Source organism: Campylobacter pinnipediorum subsp. pinnipediorum, from assembly GCF_002021925.1.
GTDB classification, from domain to species: domain Bacteria; phylum Campylobacterota; class Campylobacteria; order Campylobacterales; family Campylobacteraceae; genus Campylobacter_A; species Campylobacter_A pinnipediorum.
The window spans coordinates 1,428,488-1,454,785 of the sequence record NZ_CP012546.1; the positions used below are offsets into that span (position 1 = coordinate 1,428,488).

Genomic DNA, 26,298 nt, shown 5'->3' on the forward strand with positions numbered 1-26,298 from the left:
TATATTTTAAACTATATCGTATAAACCGTGGAGCTCATAGCGGGACTTGAACCCGCGACCTCTTCCTTACCAAGGAAGTGCTCTACCTCTGAGCCATATGAGCGTTAAAACTCTTGGCAGAGACGACATATAAAAATACAAATTAAACCAAAAACTTATATAGGATATAACTGAATTGCAGATAAAAAATACCTTACAGCTCCCAGTTAATATCCAAGTTTATCTTTGGAGCGGGAAACGGGACTCGAACCCGCGACCCTCAGCTTGGAAGGCTGATGCTCTAGCCAACTGAGCTACTCCCGCAAATAGCATGGTGGTGAGACGTGGATTCGAACCACGGAAGACATAGTCAGCAGATTTACAGTCTGCCCTCGTTGGCCACTTGAGTATCTCACCCTATTAATATTATGCTTTGTATTCTGGTCAAACACTGTTATTTTCTATTAAAAATAAATGGAGCTGGTGAACGGAATCGAACCGCCGACCTACTGCTTACAAGGCAGTAGCTCTACCATCTGAGCTACACCAGCTTGTTTTGAAAAGTGAATTATAGCTCAAAAAAAAATAAATGTCAAGAGTTGTTTTATTTTTTATTTAAAATAATATATTTTTTTAACCGTATTTTAAATTTTAGAACTCTATAATACAACAAAATTTAATAAAAACATGCGAGGAAATAATGAAATTTTTACCATGGATTATAATAATAATACTTGCTTATATAGTATATTACCTAAGTACTAAATATGAAAGAAAGATAAAAATACTTGAAAAATTAATAGACCAAAACAAAAATAACATAGCAGAAAATAAAGATTTAATAGAAAAAAATAGGCTACTAATAGAAAAAAATAAGCATAGTATAGAAACAAATAAACAAAATATTACAAAAATAGATATAGATATAGAGGATTAATTGTTCCAGAATTGCTCTTTAATTTGTTTTTGTAACAGTTTCTCGTAGCTTTTTATTCTAATATTAATTGGTTCTAGATGTTTACCATGATTTTTAAATTTGTAGTATTTTCCATTCATCAAACAATACATTGGTTTTAAATCATATCTTTGAGAAATTGGTAAAATTCTAAAACTAAGATTATCAAGAATAACTGGTTCTTCTCCATCCTTTTTCCATAAAGCCAAAACCATATGATAACCACCTATCATTTTTTCCTCAACAACTAAAAGACAACTATTATTTTTAATGCCTAAATCTTTAAGGCTTTCTTGTTTACTTATAGCATACTCTTCACAATCGCCACCACCAGTTCTTAAAAACTCACTCCTTGTACTCCAAGTATCAATATTTTTATTATAAAAATCATCATAACGTGGCATTATTGTGTTTATATAAGAATTTACAAGCTCTAATTTTCTATCAAAAGTTTCATTTTTTGTCTTATTCATAAATTTAGTATAGTGATTTAAAATATTTTTACAACGAATATCGGAGCCACAAAGAGATAAATTTTTATTACTTAACTCATAAGCATTAACATAAATAAAAGCAAAAAATAAAACTATAAACTTAAACATTTTTTTGCATTAATAAAACAAGTCCTATGCGATCTTTTACACCCATTTTATTATAGATAGATGCAACATGAGCCTTTACGGTTCTTAGTGTTATATCTGTCTTTTCTGATATTTCTTTATTACTCAACCCTTGTTGAACAAACTCGGCTATTTGGATTTCTCTATCTGTAAGTTCTTTTAATAAATGAGTATTTGCTATTTGAATATCATTTGTATTATCAACAATTTCTCCTATCATTTGTTGTATAAACTCAGGATATAACCAAACCTTTCGATCTTTTATAGTATCTATTGCATCTACAAAATGCACTTCTCTCATATGTGAGTTTGCATAACCCTTAATACCATAAGATAAAAGTGTTTTGCCTTTTGTAAATTTTGGTTCGTTTGAAAGAGCAAGAATTTTTATATCTTGATTGTTTTCAATTATATTTTTAATAAAATCATTAGAGTTATCTAGCGAATCTAAATCGATACAAAATATAGCATCTTTATTAAGTTTTATTTGTTTTAAAAATTCATTAATATTAGTCAAAATCAATGTATCTTGCGATATATTATAACTCATCCATAAATTATAAAGCGAATTGTTTTTTGTAAATAGAATAACTTTCATACTATATAACTCCCTATATTTTTTATTTGATTGTCATAAATCAAATCCCCATTAATATACAAAAACACACTTTTATCGCAAGGATTTAAAAATTTATATTTTATAGTATAAAGAAATTCTTTTACACTACAAAAATCGTTATCAACATTAACATTGATATCTATGCTTTTGTCTGTTATAGAATATCTATAAGGTGATTTTAAATTTAAACTTTTCATATCAAATTCAAGTCTATCATGGTTTTCATCATAACCTTTTAAAATCAATTTAAGCAAATAAACTCTATCTTTAAAATCATCAAGCTTAACTTCATCTCTAAACAAAAAAAATTCATTATATCTGTCTAAAAATTCAGAAATTTCTTTTTCACAATCTTTAAAAACTAATTTTTCTATATCAGAATTTATTATATCACAAACATTATTGCCCTTTAATATCAATAAATCATAATCATCATTAGCAATCAAGCTATAATCATTAAAATTTTTATCATAATAAGCAATATTAGACATCCTACACCATCTATCTCTCTGTTAAAGCATTATTTTTTGCTTTTAAAATAGGTTTTAACAAATAATCTAAGATTGTTTTCTTGCCAGTAATAATATCAGCACTTACTATCATACCTACTTTAATTTTAAGTTGTTTTTTCTCATTACCCAAATAATTTTTATCAGTCTCAACCCTTACAAGATAGTAACTATCTCCAGTTTTCTCATTTGTCTCAGTATCGGCACTTATTTGAGTAACTTTACCTTTTAATCCACCATAAATACTAAAATCATAAGCCGTAAACTTAACAACTGTATCAAGCCCTTGTCTCAAAAACGCAACATCGGCTGGTTTAACCTTAATTTCAGCAACAAGCTTATCTTCAACAGGAACTATCTCAGCTATGTTTTCTCCAGGTTTTATAACCCCTGAAACAGTATGAATCATAAGCTTACTAACAATACCGTTAACAGGAGACCTAACAAATGTTCGATCAACCCTATCGCTTAAATTTATTTGAGATTCATTTAAGCGTGCCATTTCTGCTGAAACTTCATTTAATTCTTTCTTTGCATTATTTTTAAAGGCTAGTTTTGACTCTTTTATTTTGTTCTCAACTTCATTGATTGTTGATTGAACCCTAGATATAGATAGTTTTGCTGAATCAAGCTCTCCTTTTAAATCATTAAGCCTTCTTCTAAACTGTAAATACTCAACTTCGCTAACAAGACCTTTTTTAAACAAAGGTTCCATTATGTCTTTTTCTTTAATAGATAAAGAATAACTTCTTTCTGCTTGTTCTATCTTATTTTTTAACTCCCTTAATTCGCTTTGACGCTGACTTAATTGTTCTGCAAGTATCCTTAGTTGTTCATTAAGTTGTGCTTTATTGGAGCTATATAAACTTAATTCATAATATATAGGTTTAGTATTATTTGCATCTCTAGCTAAATCAAATTTAAATTCTTTATCATTAGCTTCAGCATCAAGCCTTAGAAATTTAGCTTGTAGCTCTTTAAGTCTTATTTGCGATTCACCATAACTACTTGAAAAATTTTTGTTATTAATTTTTAAAATAATCTGGTCTTTTTTGACTTCATCACCCTCTTTTACTAAAATTTCTTGAACAATACCACCTTCTAGATTTTGTATTGATTGATTTTTACCGGAAGGAATAATTTTACCAGTGCCTCTTGTTATCTCGTCTATCTCTGCCTGAGATGACCAAACAACTAACCAAAAAATAGTAAAAAATATAATATAAAGTAATTTTCTTGAATTTGAAGGTGCTTTTGCTAAAACAGCCTCCGACAAACTTGACATAAACCTTATATCATGTGCATCATAATTTTTATTTTTAACATTAGAATTGATTCTTTTTGCGGTATTATAAATTTCATTTCCAATATCGTTTTGAATTTCCATATTTTTACCATCTATATTTTTGTTTAAATTATCCTTAGTAGAATTAATTGTTTGATTACTATCTGTATTCATTATTTATTTCCCACTTAATTTTTTTAAAATCTCATCTCTGTTGCCATCAAGTAATACCTTGCCATTATCAACGACTATAACTCTATCAACCAAATCAAGTAAAGACATTTTATGAGTAACCAAAACCATAGTTTTATTTGCTATATTTATTTTTAAATTTTGTTTTAGTTTGTTTTCAACTGTGCTATCTAGGGAATTTGTAGGTTCATCAAGTAAAATTATAGGACTATCAAGCAAAAATGCTCTTGCTAACGCTATACTTTGTCTTTGCCCTCCACTTATACCGTCGCCACGCTCAAGAACTGGCATATCAAAACCCAAAGGATGCATATTAACATATTCATCAACACCACTTATTTTTGCAGCTCTAATAATTTGCATATCATCGGCATAAGGTGCTTTTTGAACTATATTTTCTCTAACAGTTCCTTTAAATAACAAAACATCTTGTGGAACATACCCTATATTTCTTCTTAAGTCAGCTGGATCTATTTGATTTATATCAATTCCATCTATAAGCACAGAACCATCTGTTGGTGCATATAAGCCAAGCATAAGCTTTTGTATAGTTGTTTTACCAGAACCATTTCTTCCAATTATAGCAACCTTTTCTCCAGCCTGTATTGTAAAATTAATCCTATCTAAAGAACCTTTTACTGTTTCAGGATACGTAAAGCTAACATTTTTAAACTCAATTTTACCTTGGAATGAATTTCTTCTAACAAATTTTTTACCCTCAGGTCTTTCAACTGGCATATTCATAATATTATCTATACCCTTATATGCTGTTTTTGTCTGTTCAAAATTAGCCACAAGTGCAGCTACTTGACCCATTGGAGCAATGGCACGTCCAGAAAGGATAACGGTTGCTATCAATCCACCTATCGTTAAATTAGTATCTTTAATCATATAAACACCCATAACAACGATCGCAATTGTGTTAAGATGCACTAAAAAAGCAGTTATTGTGGTTATAGATGTTGTTATCATTTTTGATTTTATGCTTCTACTAGATATCTCTCCCGTAGCTTCTTCCCAATTCCACTGAACATGACCACTTGCGCCAAGTGTTTTTATCGTTTCAAGCCCATTTAGACTTTCTATCAATATACCATTTTTTGCAGCAGATGCTTCAAATGTGCTTTTTATTGCGTTTTGCAAAGGATTTTTAATTGAAAATGTATATATAAGTATAATAAACATAGTTACAATAGGTGCGAATACCAAATAGCTACCTATAAAATAAATAGTTAGTAAAAATATTACAGAAAACGGCAAATCAACAATAGCGGCCAAAGATGCTGATGAAAAGAAATTCCTTATAACATCAAACTCTTTAAGGTTACTAGCAAAAGAGCCTACTGATTTTGGTCTATTTGTTAATTTTAAATCCATAACTCTTTCAAAAAGTATAGAACTCATAATAATATCGCTTTTTTTACCGGCAATTTCAAGAAAATAAGACCTTATAAATTTTAAGAAAAAATCTATCAAATACACAACTAAAACACCAATAGCCAAAACCCATAATGTTTCAACAGCATTATTAGGAACAACCCTATCATAAACATTCATTGTAAAAAGAGGACTAGCAAGAACAAATAAATTTATAATAAAAGTAGCTATGATAACATCAAAATATATTTTTTTTGATTTTTTAAGTGTTCCCCAAAACCAATGTTCTTTAGTATTTTCAAGCAAATGTGAAGAGCTAGACTCATCTGGAGAAAATTCTTTTTTTAGATAATAAGCATAACCAAGGTATTCATTCTTTAATTTTTCTAATTCTATAGTGCTAACGCCATTTGCTATATCTGGAACTATAATATTTGCTGTAGTTTTATCAGAACTTATGCTTTGAAGTATACAAGCTCTTTTGCCTCTTAGCATTAATATACAAGGTAAAACAAGTGGTGATATGTCTTCAAGTTGTTTTTTTACAAGAGTAGAAGCAAACCCTGCCCTCATAGCAGCTCTTGAAAAAAGTGATTTTGAACCGCTTAATGAAAACAACTCAACTTCTTCTCCATCTTCAACTGGAAGACCTATGGTTAGAGCATCTGTACTATAAGGATTATTATGAAGCTTTGTAAAAATAACAAGACATTCTAATAATTCATCTTTTTTTACTGTATTTAACATTTTTTATCCAATATTTTTTGTATTATCAATATAATTTCCTTGCATGCTTTTTATACCAAGTTCAATCAATTTATTTTTTTGCTCTTCATTTTCTACACCTATTGCTATTATATCAATTCCTTTTGAACTTGTTATAGTATCTAGTGATTTTTTAGTATACTCACCCTCTTTATCACCGAAAAAATCTATAATATTTGCTGATCTGATCTTTACATAGTCAGGATTTAAGTCTTTTAGTTTTTCTATGCTTATAGGGTTTATATCAAAATGATCTAATCCGAAACCAAGCCTATATTTTCGTAAAATAGAAGCGAGTTTTAATACGCTAGATATAGATATATCATTCTTATTTGGAATTTCTATATATATTTTAGTTTTAGAACTAAGCCTAATATTTTTAAACAAATTTGTTAATTTATCAAAATTTTCATCAGAGCTTATCACTTCTTTACCTAGGTTAACTGCAATAGCATTTTCATTAAAAATATTCTCTGATATCATATTTTCTACTTTTTTTATTACATAAAAATCAAGTAATGCGCTCAAACCAAGCTCATTTACCATAGGCATAAAATAAGAAGCCATCTGCCATTTATTATTTTTATCAACCAACCTTAAATATAACTCCATATGTTCCAAATCACCATCTAAATTTAAAACATTTTGAGAAGCAAATTTAAACATATCATATTTCATTGAGTTCATTATAAGGGACCTATACTCCTCTTTACCAAGCACTAAAGTATGTTTTTTGTTTTCAAAAATCTTATACTTAAAATTTCCGTTTGCTTTAGATTCAGCTAATGTGACATCTGCTGCTGTTAAGATTTGTTTTAAGCTATTATCCGGGTTATAATCAACAATAGCTATATTTACACCAAAAATATTATCATTTATGCCAAAACATAACATCGAACTCTTAACATCTTTAATGCTATTATCAATAAAATTTAAAATTTTATTTGAAGATAATCCATCAAACAAAACCATAAAATCATTGTCTGATATTCTACAAACAAAAGATGTTTTATCTATATCTTGTGAATTTTTATTAAAAATTTGCGAAATCTCTTTTAAAAAGCCATGCAACTTTTCAAAGCCTAAATTATTTTTAAGATTTATTAAATTGTTGCAACTGATTAACACAATACAGCCGCTAGAATACTCTTCGCTAGAAAGATACTCAGAAAACTTTGTTTGAAAATATCTTCTATTATAAAGCCCTGTTGTAGAATCCATATAGAGTAATTCTTGATATTTGTTTAAGGTTTGAGCCTCTTTTTCAAATATATTTTTTACCTTCTCAACCATTGAATTCATAGCTAACACCATATGTTTTAAATCAGTGGTAAAAGGTATTTTATCTTGTATAATAAATTTATTTCCAAGAATAGCCTCTGCTTGGGTTTGTGCTCTTGTAAGTGGCCTAAATATAAACTTTAATCCAACATAAACAAATAAAATCATAGCAATAAAAATTAAAAAAAGAGCAATAAATATGCTTTTAATACTATTATACAATTCATAATAAGCCATTCCCACACTACTTTGAACATAAAGTGTACCAAATTGACTCCAGCCAGACATAATTTCACTTTTTGCAACAGGAGGATTAAATTTTATATTATTAGCAAACCAATCAGGAATTCCAACAAGAGAAAGCTTTTGGTTATTCTCAATCAAAACATTTCCATCAACATCAACCAATTTAATCATTTGATAATATCCACTATCAAAAATAGAATTAATCATAGTTTCAATTAATGGGATATCGCCGGCTTCAATTGATGGTTTGATAGATAACCCTAAAGATGTTGCTGTATGGCTAGCATTAGCACCCAATTGATCATCTATATAGTTATTTAAACTATTAAAATTGATAAAACCTACTACTAAAAATATAATAAACCCAAAAGTAATAATAGCAACCATAATTTGTTTAAAAAGTGTCATAAACCCTCTTTCTTTATTCTATCAACCAAATCAATCCATTTAGGATTTTGTTTTTTATTCCCTCCTGGAACAACCTGCCCTAAACCTTCTTGTTTAGCTAAATATAGAGAATCTCCATTGAAACTATATACAGGAATTAAATCTTTTCTTTGTGTGGCAATTTTAATATTTCCATTAATATTATCCAAAACAAGCGGTATTGATTTTGGTGTTTCGTAGTATGATAAAACCATGTGAGCTTGATTATGTTTAATAGCTTTTACATATGTAAAATAAAGTTTATTTGTAGCAATACCGAGTTGTTTTAAAGTAAAATATTTAGCTATAACATAATCTTCACAATCGCCAGCACCTTTACCTATAAACTCCATTCTAGTAGCCCAATAATCTTTTTTATTCCAAACTTTCAAGTCATCTTGCCATCTAAATGAATTAAAAAAATTATTAACTCGGACTAATTTTTCACTTTCACTTGCATTAGCAATTGAGCTCATTAAGCTATTTAAAGCAACAGCTCTTTTTCTAGCATTTTCTCCGTAACGTATCTCAATATTTTTAATAGCTGATGATTTTATGAATTCATCAGCTAAAGCAAAAAAAATAGAACAAAATAAAAATATCAAAGGTAAATTAAAGAAAATTTTACCTTTATTTTTGATCATTTAACGAACTTACCTCAAGTCATTTGCAATACTGCATGCACCTTGTATATATTTTTGGGCAAATCCAGGCTCAAAACTATCAGTTATAAGCCCCATATTGTCTAATAATCTATATTTGGCATACAATAAAGCTGTTTCATTCTCTATAGTCTCTTTTAAAGCACTATTATATTCATTTTCAGCATCTAGCAAATTAATTAAATCCCTGCGGCCTATTTTAAACTCATCTTGATAAGAATCTAATGTTAACTTGGCATATTCAATATGCTCATTTAAATAAGCCATTTTCTTTTGCTCTAATACATAACTCTGCCAAGAAAATTTTAAACTTTCTTGCAAATCTCTAGTAAGTGCATCCAAGGCTTGCTGTTCTTGTGATACAAGTAGCTGGCTCTTTTCGTTATCTAATTTATCTATACCTTTATTATAAATATTATATTTAAATCTAAGCAATGCATCAAGTGTTGTATCTTCATAATTATCATATAAAACATTACTATGATCATATTTTCCAGAAACTTCTAAATCAAGTTTTGGTCTAAAAGGTGCTTCTTTTTCTTTTACAACAGATTCGGACATTGCTATATTTGCTTTTTGAACCAATATAGAAGGATTGCACAACATAGCTCTATCGTAAACATCTTTTTCTGAACTAGGTAACGTTATTTGAAATTCTGGAAATGCTAAATTTTCAACTGAAACCTTATGTCCATATAATTTCTCAAATGTTGTAACGGCATCTATGTAATTATTTTGAGCCGAGATTAAATTAGATTGAGCTAAAGTATATCTAGAGCCAGCCTGTCTCTCTTCTGACGCAACACCAAAGCCAGCCTGAGCTCTATCTCTTATTTGGTTATAAATTTCTTCATGACTTTTTACACTTTGCTCTTCGATGTCAAGTATTTTTTTAGTTTTTATAAGCTCTAAATAAGCATTAACAACCTGCAAAGATAATCTATCCGCAGTTTGTGAAATACTATAAGCAGCAGAATCAAGCCTTGCACTTTGAGAATTGATTCTATTTTTATCGGCACCGCCATTATAAATATTTTCTGTTAATGTCAATGTTGAAGCACTTACCCTTCCATCACCTTTTCTTGTAGAAGAACCATCATCTAGCCGTTTTGATTCATAGCCAACATGGGATGAAAGATCAAGAGTGGGATAGTAAGCATTTTTTGCTATTTTCAAATCTTTTCCAACTTGTAAATAACTAAACTCCGAAGCTTTAATATTAGGATTTTCATTTAAAACAGTTTTTACAACACTATCTAAGGATAATGTTTTTTTATTTATGAAGTTAGATTGTTCATCTGCTTTATCAATTGGCATATCGTTTACTACCGGTTGAGATAAATATTCATCTATTAATGGCTTGTGTTGACTAGTTTGAGTATCTTTGATATTTTCACTAACAGTTTTATAGTCACTTTCTTTTTTTATTTTTATAAAGGAATCTTCATGTCCAGAAACTTGTCTTATTTTAGACAAAAGTTTATCAGCTTCGGCTTTAGAAATCGGTTTTGTATCAATAAATAAAACTTTTTGCTTATTGCCAGACACATAACTGTCAAATTTATATAAATCACCAGCACCTTTTACTCTTTCTTGTAATTGATTGATAACACTACTTATAGCTTCATCGCTTCTATTTTTATCATAAGTACCAACAAAAATTCTATAGGCTAAATCTTCAGCATTTAAACAAGAAATGCCAAGGGCCACAAAAACACTAACAGAGACAACTTTTTTCATAATTATTTAACATCCTTTTCTGCGAATTAATAAAAATTCAGCTAACTTTTAATGATACTTTAATTTTGATTAAAAATCAATATAAAAAAATATTTTAACTTACATTTAATTATTGTATTTTTATTTACAAAATATTAGGCTCAACCTGATTGTATTCTAACTACAAAGATTTAATTTTTAATACTAAAAAATTAACGAAAATGCTATTTTACTATTTAAATTTTACCGTATTTAGTGTATAAAATTTCTTGATTTTTATCCTAAAATTAAATTTTATTTATGTTTTATGCCATACAATTAAAATTCCTCAAAGTTGCAACTATATAGTTTTTGAAAAGCGTCTTAAATTTTCAGGAAGTTTCTTTAAATACTCATCAAAACACATAGCTATATTTCTAATTATCATACTACCAGTTTGATTTACTATTATTTTTTTATCTTTTATCTCAAAAAAGTCTTTCAAATAATCAAGCTCTTTTAATTCATCACTAAAATGATCAAAAAAGTCTATACCAAACTCATCTTCTATTGATTTGATATCAAGCATAAAATTACTCATCAGACTCATTATCACGGCTTTTCTAAGAAGATCCTCATCGCTTAGGTAAATCCCCTTTGAATAAGGAAGCCTGTCATTATCTATAGCTTGTTCGTATAAATCCAAATCTTTATGATTTTGCGAATAATGTCGTTTGCATTCAGATATACTAGTGACACCTATGCCTATAAGATCAGAGCCACCCTTTGTCGTATATCCTTGGAAATTTCTATGCAAACTACCATTTTTTAAAGCCTTAAACAACTCATCATTTGGTTTTGCAAAGTGATCCATTCCTATCATGCTATAGCCATTACTTGTAAAAAATTCTATCGTGTGTTTTAAAATTTCAAGTTTTGTTTTTGGATTTGGTAATGTCGCCTCATCAAATTTTCTCATAGTCTTCTTAATCCAAGGAACATGAGCATAATTAAACACGGCAAGCCTATCGGGGTTTAATATAAGTGCCTTTTTTAAGGTGTCTTTAAAACTATCTAAACTTTGATAAGGAAGGCCGTAAATAAGATCCATATTAATTGAGTTTATACCATATCTTCTAGCTAATTCTACTGCATTTTTAGTAACTTCAAATGGCTGAATTCTATGAATTTCTTTTTGGACATCATCATTAAAATCTTGAACGCCATAGCTAATTCTATTAAATCCGTGAGATGTTAAAACTTTTATCTGATCTTCATTTAAAAATCTAGGATCGATCTCACAGCTTATCTCCGCATCATCTGTGAAATTCGTAAATTTAGACTTAATTATATTTATAATTCTATCTAGCTGCTCTGCGCTATAAAAAGTTGGAGTTCCTCCACCAAAATGAAGCTGTAAAACAGGTATTTTGGTATCAAGATATCTACTTAGGATTTCTATCTCTTTTTGCAAATATCCTATATAACGCTCTTTCTTATCTTCTTTACTAGTATAAATAACATTACAGCCACAAAAATAACAGGCGCTTCTACAAAACGGAAGATGAAAATAAAGAGATAATGGTCTTGACTTATCTTTGCTTTGCAATTGTTTTAAATAATCCTCATAGCTAAACTTATCACTAAACTCAGGTGCTGTTGGGTAGCTTGTATATCTAGGACCAGGTCTTGAATACTTTACATAAGCGTCAAAATTAATCATTATTTGCCTCTTTTTTAAATTTCATAATCTCTTTCATATCTACAAATAAATTTGGATATTGTTTTTTAATAGTTCTTAAAAGTTTATCAAGATCCACACTAAATCCATTTTTGTTTTCATTTTTTGCTATTTTTTTAATCTCATCCATAGCAACAACCCAAACATCACTAAAATCAATAGGGATATTTTGCCATATTGTCTTTTCTAGTCTTAGGTCAAAATTTTCTTTTTGTGTTTTTCTATAAGCTTGTATTAAATCAGAAAGAGATTTTACAGATACCATTGTATGCAAATTTTGATTTTCATCTATACCAAACCAAGGTTCTATACCATCCCAAGAGCCACTTTTTAAGCTCAAAGCTCTCTCGTTTGGATTTTCAGTTGGAGTTATTTCAAATATAGTTCTTTCTTCTTCTTCCAATCCAAGAGAGTTACTTATCTCATCTATTTTTTCATAAGCACTTTTCTTTTCATTCATAATCTATTTCCTTAATTATAACTTTATCTATATTTATCAAGCCAAACCATTATAGCTTTTTGCACATGAAGCCTATTTTCAGCTTCATCAAAAATTTCATCGCTATGTTTTTCAAAAACACTCTCACTAACTTCATACCCCTTATAAGCAGGAAGACAATGTAAAAACATAGCATTTTTAGAAGCTAATTTCATTATATCGTCATTAACAGTAAAACCTTTAAAATCACGAATTCTTTGAGCTTTTTGCTCTTCTTGACCCATAGATATCCAAGTATCAGTTGTTACAACATCGGCATTTTCAATAGCTTTTTTTATATCATTTGTTATGATTATTTTTGCACCTGATTTTTCTGAATTTTTAAGAGCTTTTGACAATACTTCACTATTTACTTCATAACCAACAGGTGTAGCCACTCTTAGCTCAAATCCCATTTTTGAAGCTAGCATTAGCCAAGAATGAGTTATATTGTTTCCATCGCCAACATAAGCAACACTTCCTAAATGGTCTCTTTCAACCATAGTAAGATAATCAGCCAAAATTTGACAAGGATGATAGATATCACTTAATCCATTAATAACAGGTATTGATGAAAACTTAGCAAACTCATCTAATGTATCGTGAGAATTTACCCTAAGCATAGCCATATCACACATTCTACTAATAACCCTTGATGTATCTTTTATACTCTCTCCGCGACCTATTTGAATATCATTTTTTGATAAAAAAAGTGCATAACCACCAAGCTCAAACATTCCAACTTCAAAACTAACTCTTGTTCTAGTAGAGCTTTTTTCAAATATCATTGCAAGTTTTTGATTTTTAAGATAAGGCTTGTAGTTTTTCTCTTTACTCTCTTTTTTGATACTAATAGCAAGTTGTATTATCTCATTTATCTCATCCTTACTAAAATCATCCAAGGTTAAAAAATGTCTCATTTTGCACTCTTTAATGCCAAAGCAACCTCTTTTGCATGATAGGTTATAATCAAATCAGCCCCAGCTCTTTTAAATCCTACCAATGTTTCAAACATCACCCTATCATAATCAATCACACCAGCTTTTGCAGCAGCTTTTAACATAGCATATTCACCACTAACATTATAAGTACAAATAGGAAGTCTGGTGACATCTCTTAGCTCTCTTATTATGTCAAGATAAGCAAGTGCTGGTTTTACCATAAGTATGTCAGCACCTTGTTTTTCATCTTCTAAACTCTCATTTATAGCTTCAAGCCTATTAGCACTATCAATCTGATAGCTTCTTCTATCGCCAAAGCTAGGTGTTGATTCGGCTACATCACGAAAAGGTCCGTAATAAGCCGATGCAAATTTTGTAGAATAAGCCATAATAGGAAGATTTTCATATCCATTGCTATCAAGAGCACTTCTTAAAGTTTGTATTATTCCATCCATCATACCACTTGGAGCTATCATATCAGCACCATTTTTAGCGTGAATCAAAGCCTGTTTTGCTGAAATTTCAAGAGTAGCATCATTATCAACGGTTTGATGAACATGATCTAATATACCGCAATGTCCGTGGTCTGTATATTCACAAAAACAAAGATCGGTTATAACAAATAATTTTGGGAACTTGCTTTTTATAGCGCGAAGTGTTTTTGCAATAATTCCATCATCGCTCAAAGCATCACTTCCTATACTATCTTTTATCTCAGGTATACCAAATAAAATAATTGACTTTATGCCTAGATTTATTATTTCTTCACACTCTTTTAAAATTTCATCTTGGCTAAGCTGAAAAACACCCGGCATAGAAGATATCTCTTTTTTTATATTTGTTCCAGGAACGACAAAAAGGGGATATATCAAGTCATTAACACTAAGTGTTGTCTCTTTGAGTATCTCTCGTAAATTCTCATTTATCCTAAGTCTTCTAAAACGCTTAAACATAATTTTGCCTTTTATTTGATAAAATGTTTGATAAAAGTTTATCATAGTTGGAGTAAATTTAAAATGAAAATAGAAATTTCTGATGTTGCAAATTTACCTTCTAGATTTGGAAAGTACAAATTAAAAGCATTCAAAGAAAACGAAAAAGAACACCTAGCAATATACAAAGAACCACTAGAAGAAATAGTAAACGTAAGAATACATTCTGAATGTCTAACAGGAGATGCGATAGGAAGCTTAAAGTGTGACTGCAGAGATCAGCTTGAAGCTAGTTTAAGTTTCATAGAAAAAAATAGCGGCATGGTTATTTATCTAAGACAAGAAGGAAGAAATATAGGGCTTTTAAACAAAATCAACGCTTATGCTTTACAAGATAAAGGATTTGACACGATACAAGCAAATCATCAGCTTGGTTTTAAGTCAGATGAAAGAACATATGAAATAGTTGATTTTATACTAGAACATTTTGGTATCAAAAAGATAAAATTATTGACAAACAATCCAGAAAAACTCAAAGGACTCAAAAAAGTTGAGATAGTTTCAAGAATTCCTATCATAATAAAATCAAACAAATTTAATGAATCTTATCTAAAAATCAAGCAAGAACAAATGGGGCATATGCTTAAAGATGAGTAATTTTGAAGAAAATGTGGATAAATTTAGTGAAATTTTAAAACAATTTAATAAAATTCACAGCCTTACAAATTATAAAGATATAAAAAACCAAGTTATGGATAGCATAGCACCACTTGAGTTTTTAGATATCAATCCAAAAATAGCAATAGATATAGGCTCAGGAGCTGGTTTTCCAGCTATATTTTTAGCTATGAAGATACAAGAATGCCAGTGGCATCTATTTGAGCCAAATTTAAAAAAATCATCTTTTCTTAGCTATGTAAAGATAAATCTTGGATTAAAAAACATAACAGTACATAGCAAAAAAATTCAAGAAAGCGAACAGTTCAAAGCTGACTTGATAACTTCAAGGGCATTAATGAAAACAAAAGATTTGATACAAATTTGTGATGGTTTTTATGATGAAAATACAAAATTTATGCTTTATAAAGGTTCTAGTGTTGTAGATGAACTAGATGGACTTGAAGCAAAAATTTACAATGACAAAAATAGAAATTATATAATAATGAGCGTAAAATGATAGCTAAATTTTTAACACTTGCGACAATACTTTTTATCCTTTATGTTTTGTTTTTTAAAAAGAAAAAACAAGCACCAAAGGAAGAAAAAGAGATAGAAAATTTTGTTCAATGTTCAAAATGTGGAACTTTTGTAACAACAAAAAGTGCGATTTTAAGTAGCGGACAATACATATGCAAAGACTGTATAAAAGGCAAATAAATGAAAATCATAGGTCATCCTTTAATAAAAAGCAAAGATATATTTTTTGTAGATAAGATAGATGAAAGTCTTAAAGAAAAGAGTGTTCTTTTTAGATACAATCACGAACTTATAAAAAAGGCTGCGGAGCTTGGTTTAGAGTTTAGTATAGAGTGCTTTAACACACAACAAGCACTAATTGCAAACGCTATAAATGCTGAGCTTATAGTGTGTGATGAAAATACAGCACTTAAATTTAGCGAACTTGCTGAGTTTTATATGTTTGATAGCAAAATCGCCTGTGTTATACAAGATGAAAACGAACTTGAAAAACTAGCAAAGCTAAAGGTTGATGTGGCTATTTTTAAAGAAGCGATAAAAAATGGAAATTTTTAAAACAACTATTTTAATGCTATCTTTGATGGTGGTTTTTATATTTACCGGTGGCTTAATTGGCGGAAAAGAAGGGATGTTTATAGCATTTCTAATAGCTCTTGGTTCTAATTTTTTCTCATATTTTTTTAGCGACAAACTAGTTTTAAAAAGATATAACGCAATAAAAGTGGATGAATACAATGCGCAAGGATTGTTTAAGATAGTAAAAAATCTTTGCAAAAAGGCAAATCTTAAAATGCCAGCAATATATATAATACCTGAAAAATCACCAAATGCTTTTGCAACAGGAAGAAACCCTAAACATGCAGCAGTTGCTGTAACGGAAGGGCTTTTGGATATACTAAATGAAGAAGAGATAGAGGGTGTAATAGCACACGAATTAAGCCACATAAAGCATTATGATATATTAACAGGAAGTATAGTAGCCGTAATGGCTGGTGCCATAGCCATGATTGCTAATTTTGCTAAGTTTGGAGCAATAACAAACAATTCAAAAAATTCAAATAAATTTTTGATAATAGTATTTGCGATAATAATGCCAATTGTAGCAAGCATAATTCAAATGGCAATATCAAGAGAAAGAGAATATAAAGCAGATAAAGGTGCGGCACTTATAACCAAAAAACCACAACACCTAGCAAGTGCTTTAATGAAACTTGAAAATTATGCAAATAGCTACAGAATGAGAAATGCATCAGAACAAAGCGCGCATATGTTTATAATAAATCCATTTAGCAGTATGGGCGATAAATTATCACAATTATTTCGCACACATCCCAGCACAAATGACAGAATACAAGCTTTAAGAAAATTACAAGAGGAAATAAATTAATAAGTTCATAATTTGAATATTTTTAGCATTAAATAAACTTGATATATTTTATAAATCAAATCAAACAGCTATAAGGAGAAACCGTGAAGCAAAAACACTATGAAGTAGTCATCGTAGGAGGCGGAATTAGTGGATGTGCATTATTTTATTCGCTTGCAAATTTTACAGATATAAAACGTGCTGCCATTATAGAAAAATATGAAGGAATTGCTACATTAAATACAAAAGGACACTGCAATTCTCAGACTATTCATTGTGGAGATATAGAGACTAATTACTCAAAAGAAAAAGCAGCAAATGTTGCTAAAATAGCAAAAATGACTGTAAATTATGGACTAAAATACAATTATAATGAAAAATTTATGTTTTCTCACCAAAAAATGGTTCTTGGGGTTGGAGAAAAAGAGGTAAATCTAATAAAATCAAGATATGAAGATTTGAAAGAAATTTATCCATATTTACAGCTTTTTGATAAAGAAAAACTAAAACAGATAGAACCAAATGTTGTTTTTGATTTAACACTAAATGAAAGAAAAGAAGAAATCATAGCTATGGGTGTTGAAAAGGGTGAATACACCACCATAGATTATGGTGCTATAAGTGATTCGCTTGTAAAAAATGCAAAAAACATAGGCGGCGAAGAATACGAGCTTTATTTAAATTCGGAAGTAAAAGATATAAAAAAAATAGGCGATACTTTTTATATAAAAACAAAGAATAACCTATCTATAACAGCTAATTTTGTCGTGGTTGATGCAGGAACATACTCCCTTTATCTAGCGCATAAAATGGGATATGGACTACATTTAAGCACTCTTCCGATAGCTGGAAGTTTTTACTTTTCAAAAAGAAAAATTTTAAATGGAAAAGTGTATACGGTTCAAAATGACAAACTTCCATTTGCAGCACTTCACGGTGACCCAGATATATTAGCCGGAGAAAAGACAAGATTTGGGCCAACGGCATTTGCGATACCAAAACTAGAAAGATACAAAAACCTAGATAGTTTTTTTGACTTTTTTGAAACTTTGAAACTTGATAAAAAAGTTATAGATATATTTTGGAATTTATTAAAAGATAAAGATATAAGGGATTATAGTTTAAGAAATTTATTATTTGAATTGCCTTTATTAAATAAAAAAGCATTTACAAAAGATGCAAGAAAGATAGTTCCTAGTCTTAAAGATGATGAGCTTTATTATGCTAAAGAATTTGGCGGAGTAAGACCTCAGGTTATTGATAAACAAAGTGAAAGACTTGAGTTTGGACAAGGAAAAATAAATACTGATGATGGCATAGTTTTTAATATGACTCCAAGTCCTGGCGCTACAAGCTGTTTTGAAACAGCAAGGGTTGATATAGAAAAAATCTGTGAATTTTTGGGTAAAAATTTTGATACTGAAAAGTTCAATGATGAATTATATGATTAATTTTATCAATCAATAGTTTTATTATTTAATTTATGATGTATTAAATATTTTGTGATATAATTTTAATAATTTATAAAAGATATAAAGGAGACAAAATGTCAAAAGTAATCGCTCAATTAAATCAAATACAAGCTGATACTCATGCTTTATATATAAAACTTCATGATTTGCATTGGAATGTAAAGGGAATTCAGTTTTATAGTATACATGAGTATACAGAACAAGCTTATGAAGATATGCATGATATGTTTGATGATGTTGCTGAAAGAGCTATAATGCTAGGCGGCAAAGCTATAGTAAAAGGTGATGAATTATTAAAGATGTCTCATATAACACATACTCCAAAAGATAGCTATACTCCAACAGAAGTATTAGAGTTAGTATTAGCTGATTATAAGCACCTATTAGGTGAGTTTAAAAAATTAGATGAATTAGCTGATGGTGATACTACAACTCAAGCTTATGCTCAAGAAAAGATAGCTAACTATGAAAAAAGCATTTGGATGCTTGAAGCTAGTTTAAACAAATAATACAAACAAAACAAAAAAACTAAAGATAGAGAAAAACTCTCTATCTTTTAACTAATTACTCTTTTTATTTATAATTCTAAGAAATTTAATCGTATATAACACCAAATAATTCTATTTTAACTGTTTGTTTGGTTTTTTTTGATAAACTATATAATTAACAACATATAAAGAATATTAAAATAAAGTGTATATATGAACTTTGGAAAGATTGATTATTTAAATTTATTACCTTTTCATATATTTTTGAAAAAAAGTAACCTAAAAAGCTATGTTAAAAAAAGTATAGAGCATAAAAAAGATGTTCCAAGCAAACTAAACAAAGCTCTTTTAAGATCAAAAATAGATGCTGCTATAATTTCAAGTATAGAAAGCAGAAGAACAAAATATAAAAAGCTTGACTTTGGGATAATCGCCAAAAAAGATGTAAAAAGTGTATTAGTAAGAAAAAACTCGAAACCAAAACTAGATAGCGCAAGTGATAGCTCAAACATGCTAGCAAGAGTTTTAAATATAAAAGGCGAGGTTATCATAGGAGATAGAGCATTAAAAGCATTTTTAAATGAAGGCAAAGATAACTTTTTTGATTTAGGAAGAGTATGGGGACAAAAAACAAACTTACCATTTGTTTTTGGTAGATTTTGTTATGTAAAAAATGCAAGTATATATAAAAAACTTGTGTCGTCTTTTTGCAAACAAAATATAAGAATTCCTACCTATATACTAAAAAAATATTCACTGTCAAGACAAATACCAGAAAAAGACATTAAATGGTATTTAAAATTTATAACATATAAAATGGGCAAAAAAGAGAACAAGGCTTTAAAAATTTTTATAAACAGAGCAAGAGAATTAAACTTTAATCCAAATTTTAAATAAAGGAGATACATGGCAAAAGATGCAAATGGAACAGAACTAAACGCTGGAGATAGTGTCACACTAATCAAAGACTTAAAAGTAAAAGGTGCTGGTTCAACTATAAAAAGAGGAACACTTGTTAAAAATATAAAACTAACAAACAAAGACAATGAAATAGAATGCAGAATTGATAAAATGGGGGTTATTGTTTTAAAAACCGAATTCCTAAAAAAAGCTTAAGAACTTAAAAAAATGACATTTTGTAAATTTGTCATTTTTTTGCACCCTTATTTATCTTTGAAATTTTAAAAATTTCCCAGCAAAATCATATCTAAATGTAAGCAAATTTTCCAACATCCCAAAAAGAACCATAAAAGTCACAAAACTAGTTCCCCCATAACTAAAAAATGGTAAAGGAACACCAACAACCGGTGCAAAACCTATAGTCATAGATATATTTACACCAACATATATAAAAATCATGACAGCAATACCTGTAGTCATAACTTGTGTAAAATGATCATTTTTAAGCATATAATTTAAACTCAAAAGATGAGCTATCAAAGCTCCATAAAAACCAAGTAATCCAAGAGCTCCATAAAAACCAAATCTCTCAATAGTATATGCAAATATAAAATCACTTGTAGCTATGGGTAGAAACTTAAAATGTGTTTGAGTTGCTTCATCTTTTGGCTTACCTTTTAGCCCGCCACTTCCTATAGCTATAATACTTTGTCTAACGTGATAGCTCGGCTTTTCGGAGATAAAATCCAAAATTCTCTTTTTTTGATAATCGTGTAAATTTTCATATAAAACAGGGGCTAAACAGGCTATCGCAACAAAAATTGTTATCCAAATTCTCTTATTTACACCTATTACAAACAAAACAGCATAACCGACGAGCAAAAGTATAAGAGCAGTACCCAAATCAGGTTCTTTGGCTATTAAAACAAATGGCAAAAGTATATAAAAACTAAGTCTTAAAAACTCTTTTAAATTATACCCTTCTTCATCGGGTGGTCGCTTTTTAATAAGATAAGCAAGCATAAGCAAAAGTGCTGGCTTCATCATCTCAGAAGGCTGAAGCGTAAAATGCACAAAAGGAATATCAAGCCACCTTTGAGCACCAAGTTTACTAATACCAAAAAACTCAACACTAACTAGCAAAACAATATTAAACCAGTAAACAGTCGGAATTATCCATTGAAGTCTTCTTATGGGCATTAAAAAAAATAGACAAAAAAGCATAAATCCGGCACTAAAATATACAATTTGTTTTCCAGCCAAAGTTGTATTTACCTCAGATACTAAAATATATGATAAAATAATTATCGGTATAATTAAAAATAACTGAAAAAAATCAAAATGTGTTAAAATACGTCTATCAAGTCTTATCAAGCATTAGCCCTATTTTTTAGCAAATATTAACATAAAAAGGTAAAAATTTGGTTGAATTTATTACAAAAAACGAACAAAGATTGGATGTTTGTGTCTCAAATGAGCTACAAATTTCAAGAAACCAAGCATTAAACTTAATAAAAGACGGACTCGTAAAAGTCAACAACAAACAGACTACAAAGCCATCTTTTAAAGTTTGCATAGATGATAATATCTTGGTTGAATTTGCCAAGCCAAAGATAAAAGAAGATAAATTTCAAGCTGATTTTGATGTTCCGATAATATACGAAGATGATGATTTGCTTGTTATAAATAAACCACCTCATATCGCCGTTCACGGAGCAAGTAGTTTAAAAGAGGCTAGCTTGGTTGAGTGGCTTAATCAAAATAATTTTATGCTATCAAATTTAAACGGAGACATAAGAGCTGGCATTGTTCATAGACTTGACAAAGGAACAAGTGGGGCTTTGGTGGTCGCAAAAAACAATAAAGCACATACGATTTTAAGCAATCAACTTCTAGATAAAAGCATGGGAAGAATTTATCTAGCACTTAGTGATTTTGCTTTAAAGCAAAATTGCATAATACAAAGACCGATAGGAAGAAATAACAAAAATCGCTTAAAAAAAGCAATAATACAAGACGGAAGAGATGCAAAAACAGCATTTTTAAACCTAATATCATCAAAAAATGCAAACCTAATAGCCGCTAAACTTTTTACGGGAAGAACTCATCAAATCAGAGTTCATTTAGAAAGCATAAATAGACATATTTTGGGCGATGATTTATACGGTTTTAAGAGCGAAAAAGATAAAATTAGTAGAGTTATGCTACATGCATATATGCTTTATTTTATTCATCCAATCACAAAACAAAGGATGGAATTTAAAGCTCCATTTTATGATGATTTTGAGCAAATAGCATTTAAAAATTTTTCAAAGGAATTATTTTATGAAAAAACTGAAACTAATTTTATCAATGACTCTTTTAGGGATATTGATAGTTGGATGTGCATCAAATAGTGTTCCGACACAGCAAAGTGCGTCATTACCAAACATAACAAGTTTAAAAACAATAACCGACATAAATGAAATAGGCTTTGAGTGGTTGGCTATAAATGATGAAAACGTAATAGGATACCAACTTTATAGAATGGATCAAAAGGGCGGAAATTTCAAACCAGTTGCTCAAATACCAGATAGATTTGCTACCCACTATGTTGATAAAAATTTATCACCAAACACAACCTATACATATATGCTGAAAACATATTCTAAAACAGCAATTTCAAATGGTGGAGATAGCATTGAAGCTACAACTAAACCACTCATAGAATCAGTCCCTTTTGCTGTTGCGATAGCGGGTCTTCCCGGTCGTGTAAAAATCATATGGAGACCTCATCCAAGCACAAGCGTAGTAAGCTATATAATAAAAAGAGCAAATTTTAACTCAGATAATTTTAGAGAAATAGCCGAAGTAAAAGGAAGACTTAATGCTGAATTTATAGATTCTAGTGTGAAACACGGCAACACATATAAATACATAATTGAAGTAAAAACCGGAAATGGAGTGATATCAAAACCTAGCGAAATAATAAAAGCAACAACAAAAGAGCTACCAAAAGGTGTAATAAATTTAACCGCAACACAAAATGCACCTAAAAAAATTATTTTATCCTGGGATGGAGTTGCAATGGATGATTTTTCACACTATAATGTATATCGTTCTATTAGCAAATTTTTACCATATACATACCTCGCAAAAACAACAAGCAATCATTTTGAAGATCTTATAAACTCAAATGATACAACAAGATATTATAAAGTAACAGTGGTTGATAAAGATGAGCTAGAAAGCATAAAACAAGATACGCCGGTAGAAGGAAAAACACTCGAATCTCCATTAGCTCCTGAGTTTATATCATATAATTTTAATGGAAGCAGTATAAATTTAAATTGGAACAATATACAAAGAGCTGTATCATATACACTTTATAGAAAAGACAATAACTCAAATGAAAAAATCATTAACAACATAAAACAGCCTTATTATGAAGATAGTGATATTGAGTTTAATGCAACTTACACCTACAAAGTTGTAGCTATTGATAAATTTGACTTGGTTTCAAAACACTCAAATTCACTAGAAGTAAGTGCTAAATAATGCCAAATTTCATAGCAAAAAATATATGTGACAAACAATATCCTTTTGGGAAGGATGATGTTGAGTTTTTATGGGAAGTAACCGGTAGAAAAGAAAAACTAATATACACCAAAAGTATGGATGAGAGTTTTTTTATAATCTCAAAACTAAATGAAAAAAACACTTATACAATAAAAGGCGAAAAAATAACCAGACCATCAAGGGTTGGGCTTTTACAAAAAGCATTAAGTGTATACAAAGATGAAAATACGAAAAATGTTATAAGCGAAGCTATGGCATTTAAAAAAACAAGACTTTTGGAAAAACCAGAATACATAGTGGGTATAAATGAGTTTTTACAAGAATTTGAAAAGTTAAAACATAATTTTAAAGAAATTTTTATAGAGATAGGGTTTGGGTCAGGAAGACATTTGCTTTACCAAGCAAGAAACAATCCAAATACACTCATAATAGGCATAGAAATATACAAACCAAGTATAGAACAAGTAACAAAACTAGCCAAAAGTGAAAACCTACATAATGTAAAACTTGTAGATACTGATGCTAGATTGTTGTTATCCTTAATTGATTCAAACTTGATAGATAAGATATTTTTACATTTTCCAGTGCCTTGGGATAAAGCAGAACACAGAAGAGTTGTCTCTTGTGAGTTTGCAAAAGAGTGTGAAAGAACGCTGAAAATAGGTGGAAATTTTGAACTAAGAACAGATAGCAAAGAGTATTTTGATTTTAGTTTTTCTATCTTTTTGGCTTTACAAAATTCACAAATAAATATCAAAAAAAATCAAGATTTGTCGGTAAGTAGCAAGTATGAAGATAGATGGAAAAAAATGGAAAAAGATATCTATGATATGGGCTATACTTGCATAAAAAATAGCGAAGAGATAAAAAAAGAGAGTGATTTTTCTTTTAAAAATAGATATGATTTATCAAAAATAGCTCTAAGTTTTAACAATCATACAATTAAAGAAGAAGATTGTTTTTTACATTTTGAAGAGCTATACAAGAGCGATGAAAGGCTAATTATAAAACTAGCTTTTGGCGCATTTAACAAGCCTGAACATTGTTATATAAAATTAGAAAACAAAACTTGTGAATACTTTATAAAGCAACCTCTTTTTACAAGAGAAAACTTAAAAGCACACAAAATTTTAGAGGATTTTTTAAATCAATGCAAAATATAATAACTGCTAGAAATTTAATCCTTGCTTATGAACACGAAGAAATTGTTATAAAGGGTGCAAATTTAGATATAAAAACTAATGATTTTGCATTTATAACAGGTAAAAGTGGTAGCGGAAAATCAACTCTACTAAAATCATTTTATGGGGATATAAAGCCAAAAGTTGGTGATCTTAATGTGTGTTTAACTCAACTAAACAATATAAGTCAAAACGAGCTAAACAGATTAAGACAAAGAATAGGAATAATTTTTCAAAACTACCGCTTGATAAATGAGTGGAGTGTTGAACAAAATGTCATGCTTCCGCTTTTAATAAAAGGAATTTCTCAAAGTATATGCAAAAAACAAGCAGCAAAGTTACTAAAACATGTCAATATGTTACACAAAGCACATAAATATCCATTAGAATTAAGTGGTGGCGAACAACAAAGAGTTGCAATGGCAAGAGCTTTGGCGCATAATCCAAATTTATTATTATGTGATGAGCCGACAGGAAACCTAGATGAGTATTCAAGTGATGTTATATGGTCTTTGCTTATGTCAGCTAGGGAATTTTTAGGAACAACAGTCGTTGTAGTAACACACCATATACCATCAAATTTACGAATACCATATAGGCATTTTATGATAGAAAATGGAGATATAAATGAGATTGCTTAGGAACAATTTTAGCTTCATACTAGCACTAATAGCAATCTTGTTTTCAATACAATTTAGCATTCTTGCAAAAAATACAGTAAAAGATTATGAAAAACTTATGAACAATGATTATAATATAGTTATAGTCTCAACAAAAGAGTTAAGCGAAGCGGTTATAAAACCACTTATAAACACATTTTCTTCAATTTCACAAATTAGTTCAGATAAGATATTAAATAGGTTGCAAAATGATATTTCAAATAAAAATTTATCAATCCTAAAAAACACACTACCTAAATTTTATAGTCTAAAACTAAACTCCTTGCCAAGCACAAAATATATGAACGAAATACGCCAAAAACTACTCAAAGTAGATGGCATAAACAAAATAGAAACATTTGCAAAAACTCACAACAAAGTATACAAAACATTAAAACTCACAAAATCAATAGCATATATATTTATGTTTTTAGTTGCATTTATAGGATTATTACTTATGTCAAAACAGATCCGAATTTGGGTTTATGAACATAAAGAAAGGATAGAAATAATGAGTCTTTTTGGTGCAGGTTTTTGGCTAAAAAGCTCTGTTTTATATAAAAGTGCGATATTTTGTGCGATATTTTCAACATTAATAATATCTTTGATATTTTATTTTTTACCTAATATAAATTTTATAAAAGAAGAGGTAGAACAAATAAGCATAAATATATCAAAAATTTCTTTATATGACAGCCTAACATTACTAGTTTCAGCATTGGTTTTTAGCTTTTTTGCTGTAAGTGTGGTTATGAAAAAGGCTAAATAACA

At 29.4% G+C, this 26,298-nt stretch carries 28 protein-coding genes and 4 tRNA genes; 15 read left to right on the forward strand and 17 right to left on the reverse strand.

Annotation, left to right across the window (positions count from 1 at the left end):
* Nucleotides 1–28: 28 nt before the first annotated feature.
* From CPIN17260_RS07430 to CPIN17260_RS07445, 4 genes are all read right to left on the reverse strand, one after another.
* Nucleotides 29–103 (reverse strand) — tRNA-Thr (locus tag CPIN17260_RS07430).
* Between the two features lie 123 nt (nucleotides 104–226).
* Nucleotides 227–303, reverse strand: a tRNA-Gly gene (locus tag CPIN17260_RS07435).
* 8 nt (nucleotides 304–311) lie between these two features.
* Nucleotides 312–396: transfer RNA gene (locus tag CPIN17260_RS07440), tRNA-Tyr, on the reverse strand.
* 58 nt (nucleotides 397–454) lie between these two features.
* Nucleotides 455–530 (reverse strand) — tRNA-Thr (locus tag CPIN17260_RS07445).
* A 149-nt stretch (nucleotides 531–679) separates the two neighbouring features.
* On the opposite strand from CPIN17260_RS07445, the gene CPIN17260_RS07450 reads away from it, so the two are divergent.
* The gene (locus CPIN17260_RS07450) at nucleotides 680–916 is read left to right on the forward strand and encodes a flagellar biosynthesis protein (RefSeq protein ID WP_069632245.1); all 237 of its coding nucleotides are present in this window, start codon (nucleotides 680–682) and stop codon (nucleotides 914–916) included.
* Here CPIN17260_RS07450 and CPIN17260_RS07455 read toward each other — a convergent pair.
* The 12 genes from CPIN17260_RS07455 to hemB form a co-directional block, all read right to left on the reverse strand.
* Entirely contained in the window at nucleotides 913–1,536 is a 624-nt protein-coding gene (locus tag CPIN17260_RS07455) for a transglutaminase-like cysteine peptidase (protein WP_069632244.1), read from the reverse strand. The genes CPIN17260_RS07450 and CPIN17260_RS07455 overlap by 4 nt on opposite strands.
* A complete protein-coding gene (locus CPIN17260_RS07460) occupies nucleotides 1,529–2,152 on the reverse strand; it encodes a helix-turn-helix transcriptional regulator (RefSeq protein ID WP_069632243.1) in 624 nt (207 codons plus the stop codon). The genes CPIN17260_RS07455 and CPIN17260_RS07460 overlap by 8 nt, the downstream gene beginning before the upstream one ends.
* Nucleotides 2,149–2,664, reverse strand: coding sequence for a DUF5416 family protein (locus CPIN17260_RS07465; protein WP_069632242.1), 516 nt, complete (start codon nucleotides 2,662–2,664; stop codon nucleotides 2,149–2,151). The genes CPIN17260_RS07460 and CPIN17260_RS07465 overlap by 4 nt, the downstream gene beginning before the upstream one ends.
* Nucleotides 2,665–2,674: 10 nt before the next feature.
* Nucleotides 2,675–4,069, reverse strand: a complete 1,395-nt coding sequence (locus CPIN17260_RS07470; protein ID WP_307781468.1) for an HlyD family type I secretion periplasmic adaptor subunit — start codon at nucleotides 4,067–4,069, stop codon at nucleotides 2,675–2,677.
* 75 nt (nucleotides 4,070–4,144) lie between these two features.
* Nucleotides 4,145–6,283, reverse strand: coding sequence for a type I secretion system permease/ATPase (locus CPIN17260_RS07475; RefSeq protein WP_078387997.1), 2,139 nt, complete (start codon nucleotides 6,281–6,283; stop codon nucleotides 4,145–4,147).
* A gap of 3 nt (nucleotides 6,284–6,286) precedes the next feature.
* Nucleotides 6,287–8,236, reverse strand: coding sequence for a bifunctional diguanylate cyclase/phosphodiesterase (locus CPIN17260_RS07480; RefSeq protein WP_069636344.1), 1,950 nt, complete (start codon nucleotides 8,234–8,236; stop codon nucleotides 6,287–6,289).
* The gene (locus CPIN17260_RS07485; protein ID WP_078387998.1) at nucleotides 8,233–8,898 is read right to left on the reverse strand and encodes a transglutaminase-like cysteine peptidase; all 666 of its coding nucleotides are present in this window, start codon (nucleotides 8,896–8,898) and stop codon (nucleotides 8,233–8,235) included. The genes CPIN17260_RS07480 and CPIN17260_RS07485 overlap by 4 nt, the downstream gene beginning before the upstream one ends.
* 9 nt (nucleotides 8,899–8,907) lie before the next feature.
* Nucleotides 8,908–10,233, reverse strand: a complete 1,326-nt coding sequence (locus tag CPIN17260_RS07490; protein ID WP_418225663.1) for a TolC family outer membrane protein — start codon at nucleotides 10,231–10,233, stop codon at nucleotides 8,908–8,910.
* A gap of 742 nt (nucleotides 10,234–10,975) precedes the next feature.
* The gene (gene hemN, locus CPIN17260_RS07495) at nucleotides 10,976–12,337 is read right to left on the reverse strand and encodes an oxygen-independent coproporphyrinogen III oxidase (protein ID WP_078388000.1); all 1,362 of its coding nucleotides are present in this window, start codon (nucleotides 12,335–12,337) and stop codon (nucleotides 10,976–10,978) included.
* Nucleotides 12,330–12,815 (reverse strand): DUF2603 domain-containing protein, encoded by a 486-nt coding sequence (locus CPIN17260_RS07500; RefSeq protein WP_078440822.1) that lies wholly within the window; start codon nucleotides 12,813–12,815, stop codon nucleotides 12,330–12,332. The genes hemN and CPIN17260_RS07500 overlap by 8 nt, the downstream gene beginning before the upstream one ends.
* A 23-nt stretch (nucleotides 12,816–12,838) precedes the next feature.
* Entirely contained in the window at nucleotides 12,839–13,753 is a 915-nt protein-coding gene (gene argF, locus CPIN17260_RS07505) for an ornithine carbamoyltransferase (RefSeq protein WP_078388002.1), read from the reverse strand.
* The gene (gene hemB / locus CPIN17260_RS07510; protein WP_078440823.1) at nucleotides 13,750–14,727 is read right to left on the reverse strand and encodes a porphobilinogen synthase; all 978 of its coding nucleotides are present in this window, start codon (nucleotides 14,725–14,727) and stop codon (nucleotides 13,750–13,752) included. Before hemB ends, argF begins: the two co-directional genes overlap by 4 nt.
* A 63-nt stretch (nucleotides 14,728–14,790) precedes the next feature.
* Between hemB and ribA the strand changes: the two genes are divergently transcribed.
* From ribA to CPIN17260_RS07555, 9 genes are all read left to right on the forward strand, one after another.
* Nucleotides 14,791–15,363 (forward strand): GTP cyclohydrolase II, encoded by a 573-nt coding sequence (gene ribA / locus CPIN17260_RS07515; protein WP_078440824.1) that lies wholly within the window; start codon nucleotides 14,791–14,793, stop codon nucleotides 15,361–15,363.
* On the forward strand, nucleotides 15,356–15,883 hold the full coding sequence (rsmG, locus tag CPIN17260_RS07520; protein WP_078440825.1) for a 16S rRNA (guanine(527)-N(7))-methyltransferase RsmG: 528 nt from the start codon (nucleotides 15,356–15,358) through the stop codon (nucleotides 15,881–15,883). Before ribA ends, rsmG begins: the two co-directional genes overlap by 8 nt.
* The gene (locus tag CPIN17260_RS07525; protein WP_069637649.1) at nucleotides 15,880–16,083 is read left to right on the forward strand and encodes a PP0621 family protein; all 204 of its coding nucleotides are present in this window, start codon (nucleotides 15,880–15,882) and stop codon (nucleotides 16,081–16,083) included. The genes rsmG and CPIN17260_RS07525 overlap by 4 nt, the downstream gene beginning before the upstream one ends.
* Nucleotides 16,084–16,458 (forward strand): hypothetical protein, encoded by a 375-nt coding sequence (locus CPIN17260_RS07530; RefSeq protein WP_078440826.1) that lies wholly within the window; start codon nucleotides 16,084–16,086, stop codon nucleotides 16,456–16,458. It begins immediately after the preceding gene.
* Entirely contained in the window at nucleotides 16,445–17,290 is an 846-nt protein-coding gene (gene htpX / locus CPIN17260_RS07535) for a zinc metalloprotease HtpX (protein ID WP_078440827.1), read from the forward strand. Before CPIN17260_RS07530 ends, htpX begins: the two co-directional genes overlap by 14 nt.
* Before the next feature lie 83 nt (nucleotides 17,291–17,373).
* On the forward strand, nucleotides 17,374–18,720 hold the full coding sequence (locus CPIN17260_RS07540) for an FAD-dependent oxidoreductase (RefSeq protein WP_078440828.1): 1,347 nt from the start codon (nucleotides 17,374–17,376) through the stop codon (nucleotides 18,718–18,720).
* Nucleotides 18,721–18,815: 95 nt separating this feature from the next.
* Nucleotides 18,816–19,250, forward strand: coding sequence for a Dps family protein (locus CPIN17260_RS07545; RefSeq protein WP_069637646.1), 435 nt, complete (start codon nucleotides 18,816–18,818; stop codon nucleotides 19,248–19,250).
* A 192-nt stretch (nucleotides 19,251–19,442) separates the two neighbouring features.
* Nucleotides 19,443–20,126: an MqnA/MqnD/SBP family protein gene (locus CPIN17260_RS07550; protein WP_069633164.1), complete on the forward strand. Its 684-nt coding sequence runs from the start codon at nucleotides 19,443–19,445 to the stop codon at nucleotides 20,124–20,126.
* A 9-nt stretch (nucleotides 20,127–20,135) separates the two neighbouring features.
* Entirely contained in the window at nucleotides 20,136–20,345 is a 210-nt protein-coding gene (locus tag CPIN17260_RS07555) for an alkylphosphonate utilization protein (RefSeq protein WP_069633163.1), read from the forward strand.
* Nucleotides 20,346–20,396: 51 nt separating this feature from the next.
* Here CPIN17260_RS07555 and CPIN17260_RS07560 read toward each other — a convergent pair whose 3' ends face one another.
* The gene (locus CPIN17260_RS07560; RefSeq protein ID WP_069633162.1) at nucleotides 20,397–21,503 is read right to left on the reverse strand and encodes an FtsW/RodA/SpoVE family cell cycle protein; all 1,107 of its coding nucleotides are present in this window, start codon (nucleotides 21,501–21,503) and stop codon (nucleotides 20,397–20,399) included.
* Between the two features lie 47 nt (nucleotides 21,504–21,550).
* Between CPIN17260_RS07560 and CPIN17260_RS07565 the strand changes: the two genes are divergently transcribed.
* The 5 genes from CPIN17260_RS07565 to CPIN17260_RS07585 are packed head-to-tail and all read left to right on the forward strand — an operon-like array spanning nucleotide 21,551 to nucleotide 26,296.
* Nucleotides 21,551–22,525 (forward strand): RluA family pseudouridine synthase, encoded by a 975-nt coding sequence (locus CPIN17260_RS07565; protein WP_069636995.1) that lies wholly within the window; start codon nucleotides 21,551–21,553, stop codon nucleotides 22,523–22,525.
* Entirely contained in the window at nucleotides 22,455–23,666 is a 1,212-nt protein-coding gene (locus CPIN17260_RS07570) for a fibronectin type III domain-containing protein (protein ID WP_069636994.1), read from the forward strand. Before CPIN17260_RS07565 ends, CPIN17260_RS07570 begins: the two co-directional genes overlap by 71 nt.
* Nucleotides 23,666–24,850 carry a tRNA (guanosine(46)-N7)-methyltransferase TrmB gene (trmB, locus tag CPIN17260_RS07575; protein ID WP_078440829.1) on the forward strand — a complete coding sequence of 395 codons (1,185 nt, stop codon included), beginning with the start codon at nucleotides 23,666–23,668 and terminating at the stop codon, nucleotides 24,848–24,850. Before CPIN17260_RS07570 ends, trmB begins: the two co-directional genes overlap by 1 nt.
* Nucleotides 24,838–25,509, forward strand: a complete 672-nt coding sequence (locus CPIN17260_RS07580) for a cell division ATP-binding protein FtsE (RefSeq protein WP_069633158.1) — start codon at nucleotides 24,838–24,840, stop codon at nucleotides 25,507–25,509. Before trmB ends, CPIN17260_RS07580 begins: the two co-directional genes overlap by 13 nt.
* Nucleotides 25,496–26,296 carry a cell division FtsX domain-containing protein gene (locus CPIN17260_RS07585; RefSeq protein ID WP_069633157.1) on the forward strand — a complete coding sequence of 267 codons (801 nt, stop codon included), beginning with the start codon at nucleotides 25,496–25,498 and terminating at the stop codon, nucleotides 26,294–26,296. Before CPIN17260_RS07580 ends, CPIN17260_RS07585 begins: the two co-directional genes overlap by 14 nt.
* Nucleotides 26,297–26,298: the final 2 nt, after the last annotated feature.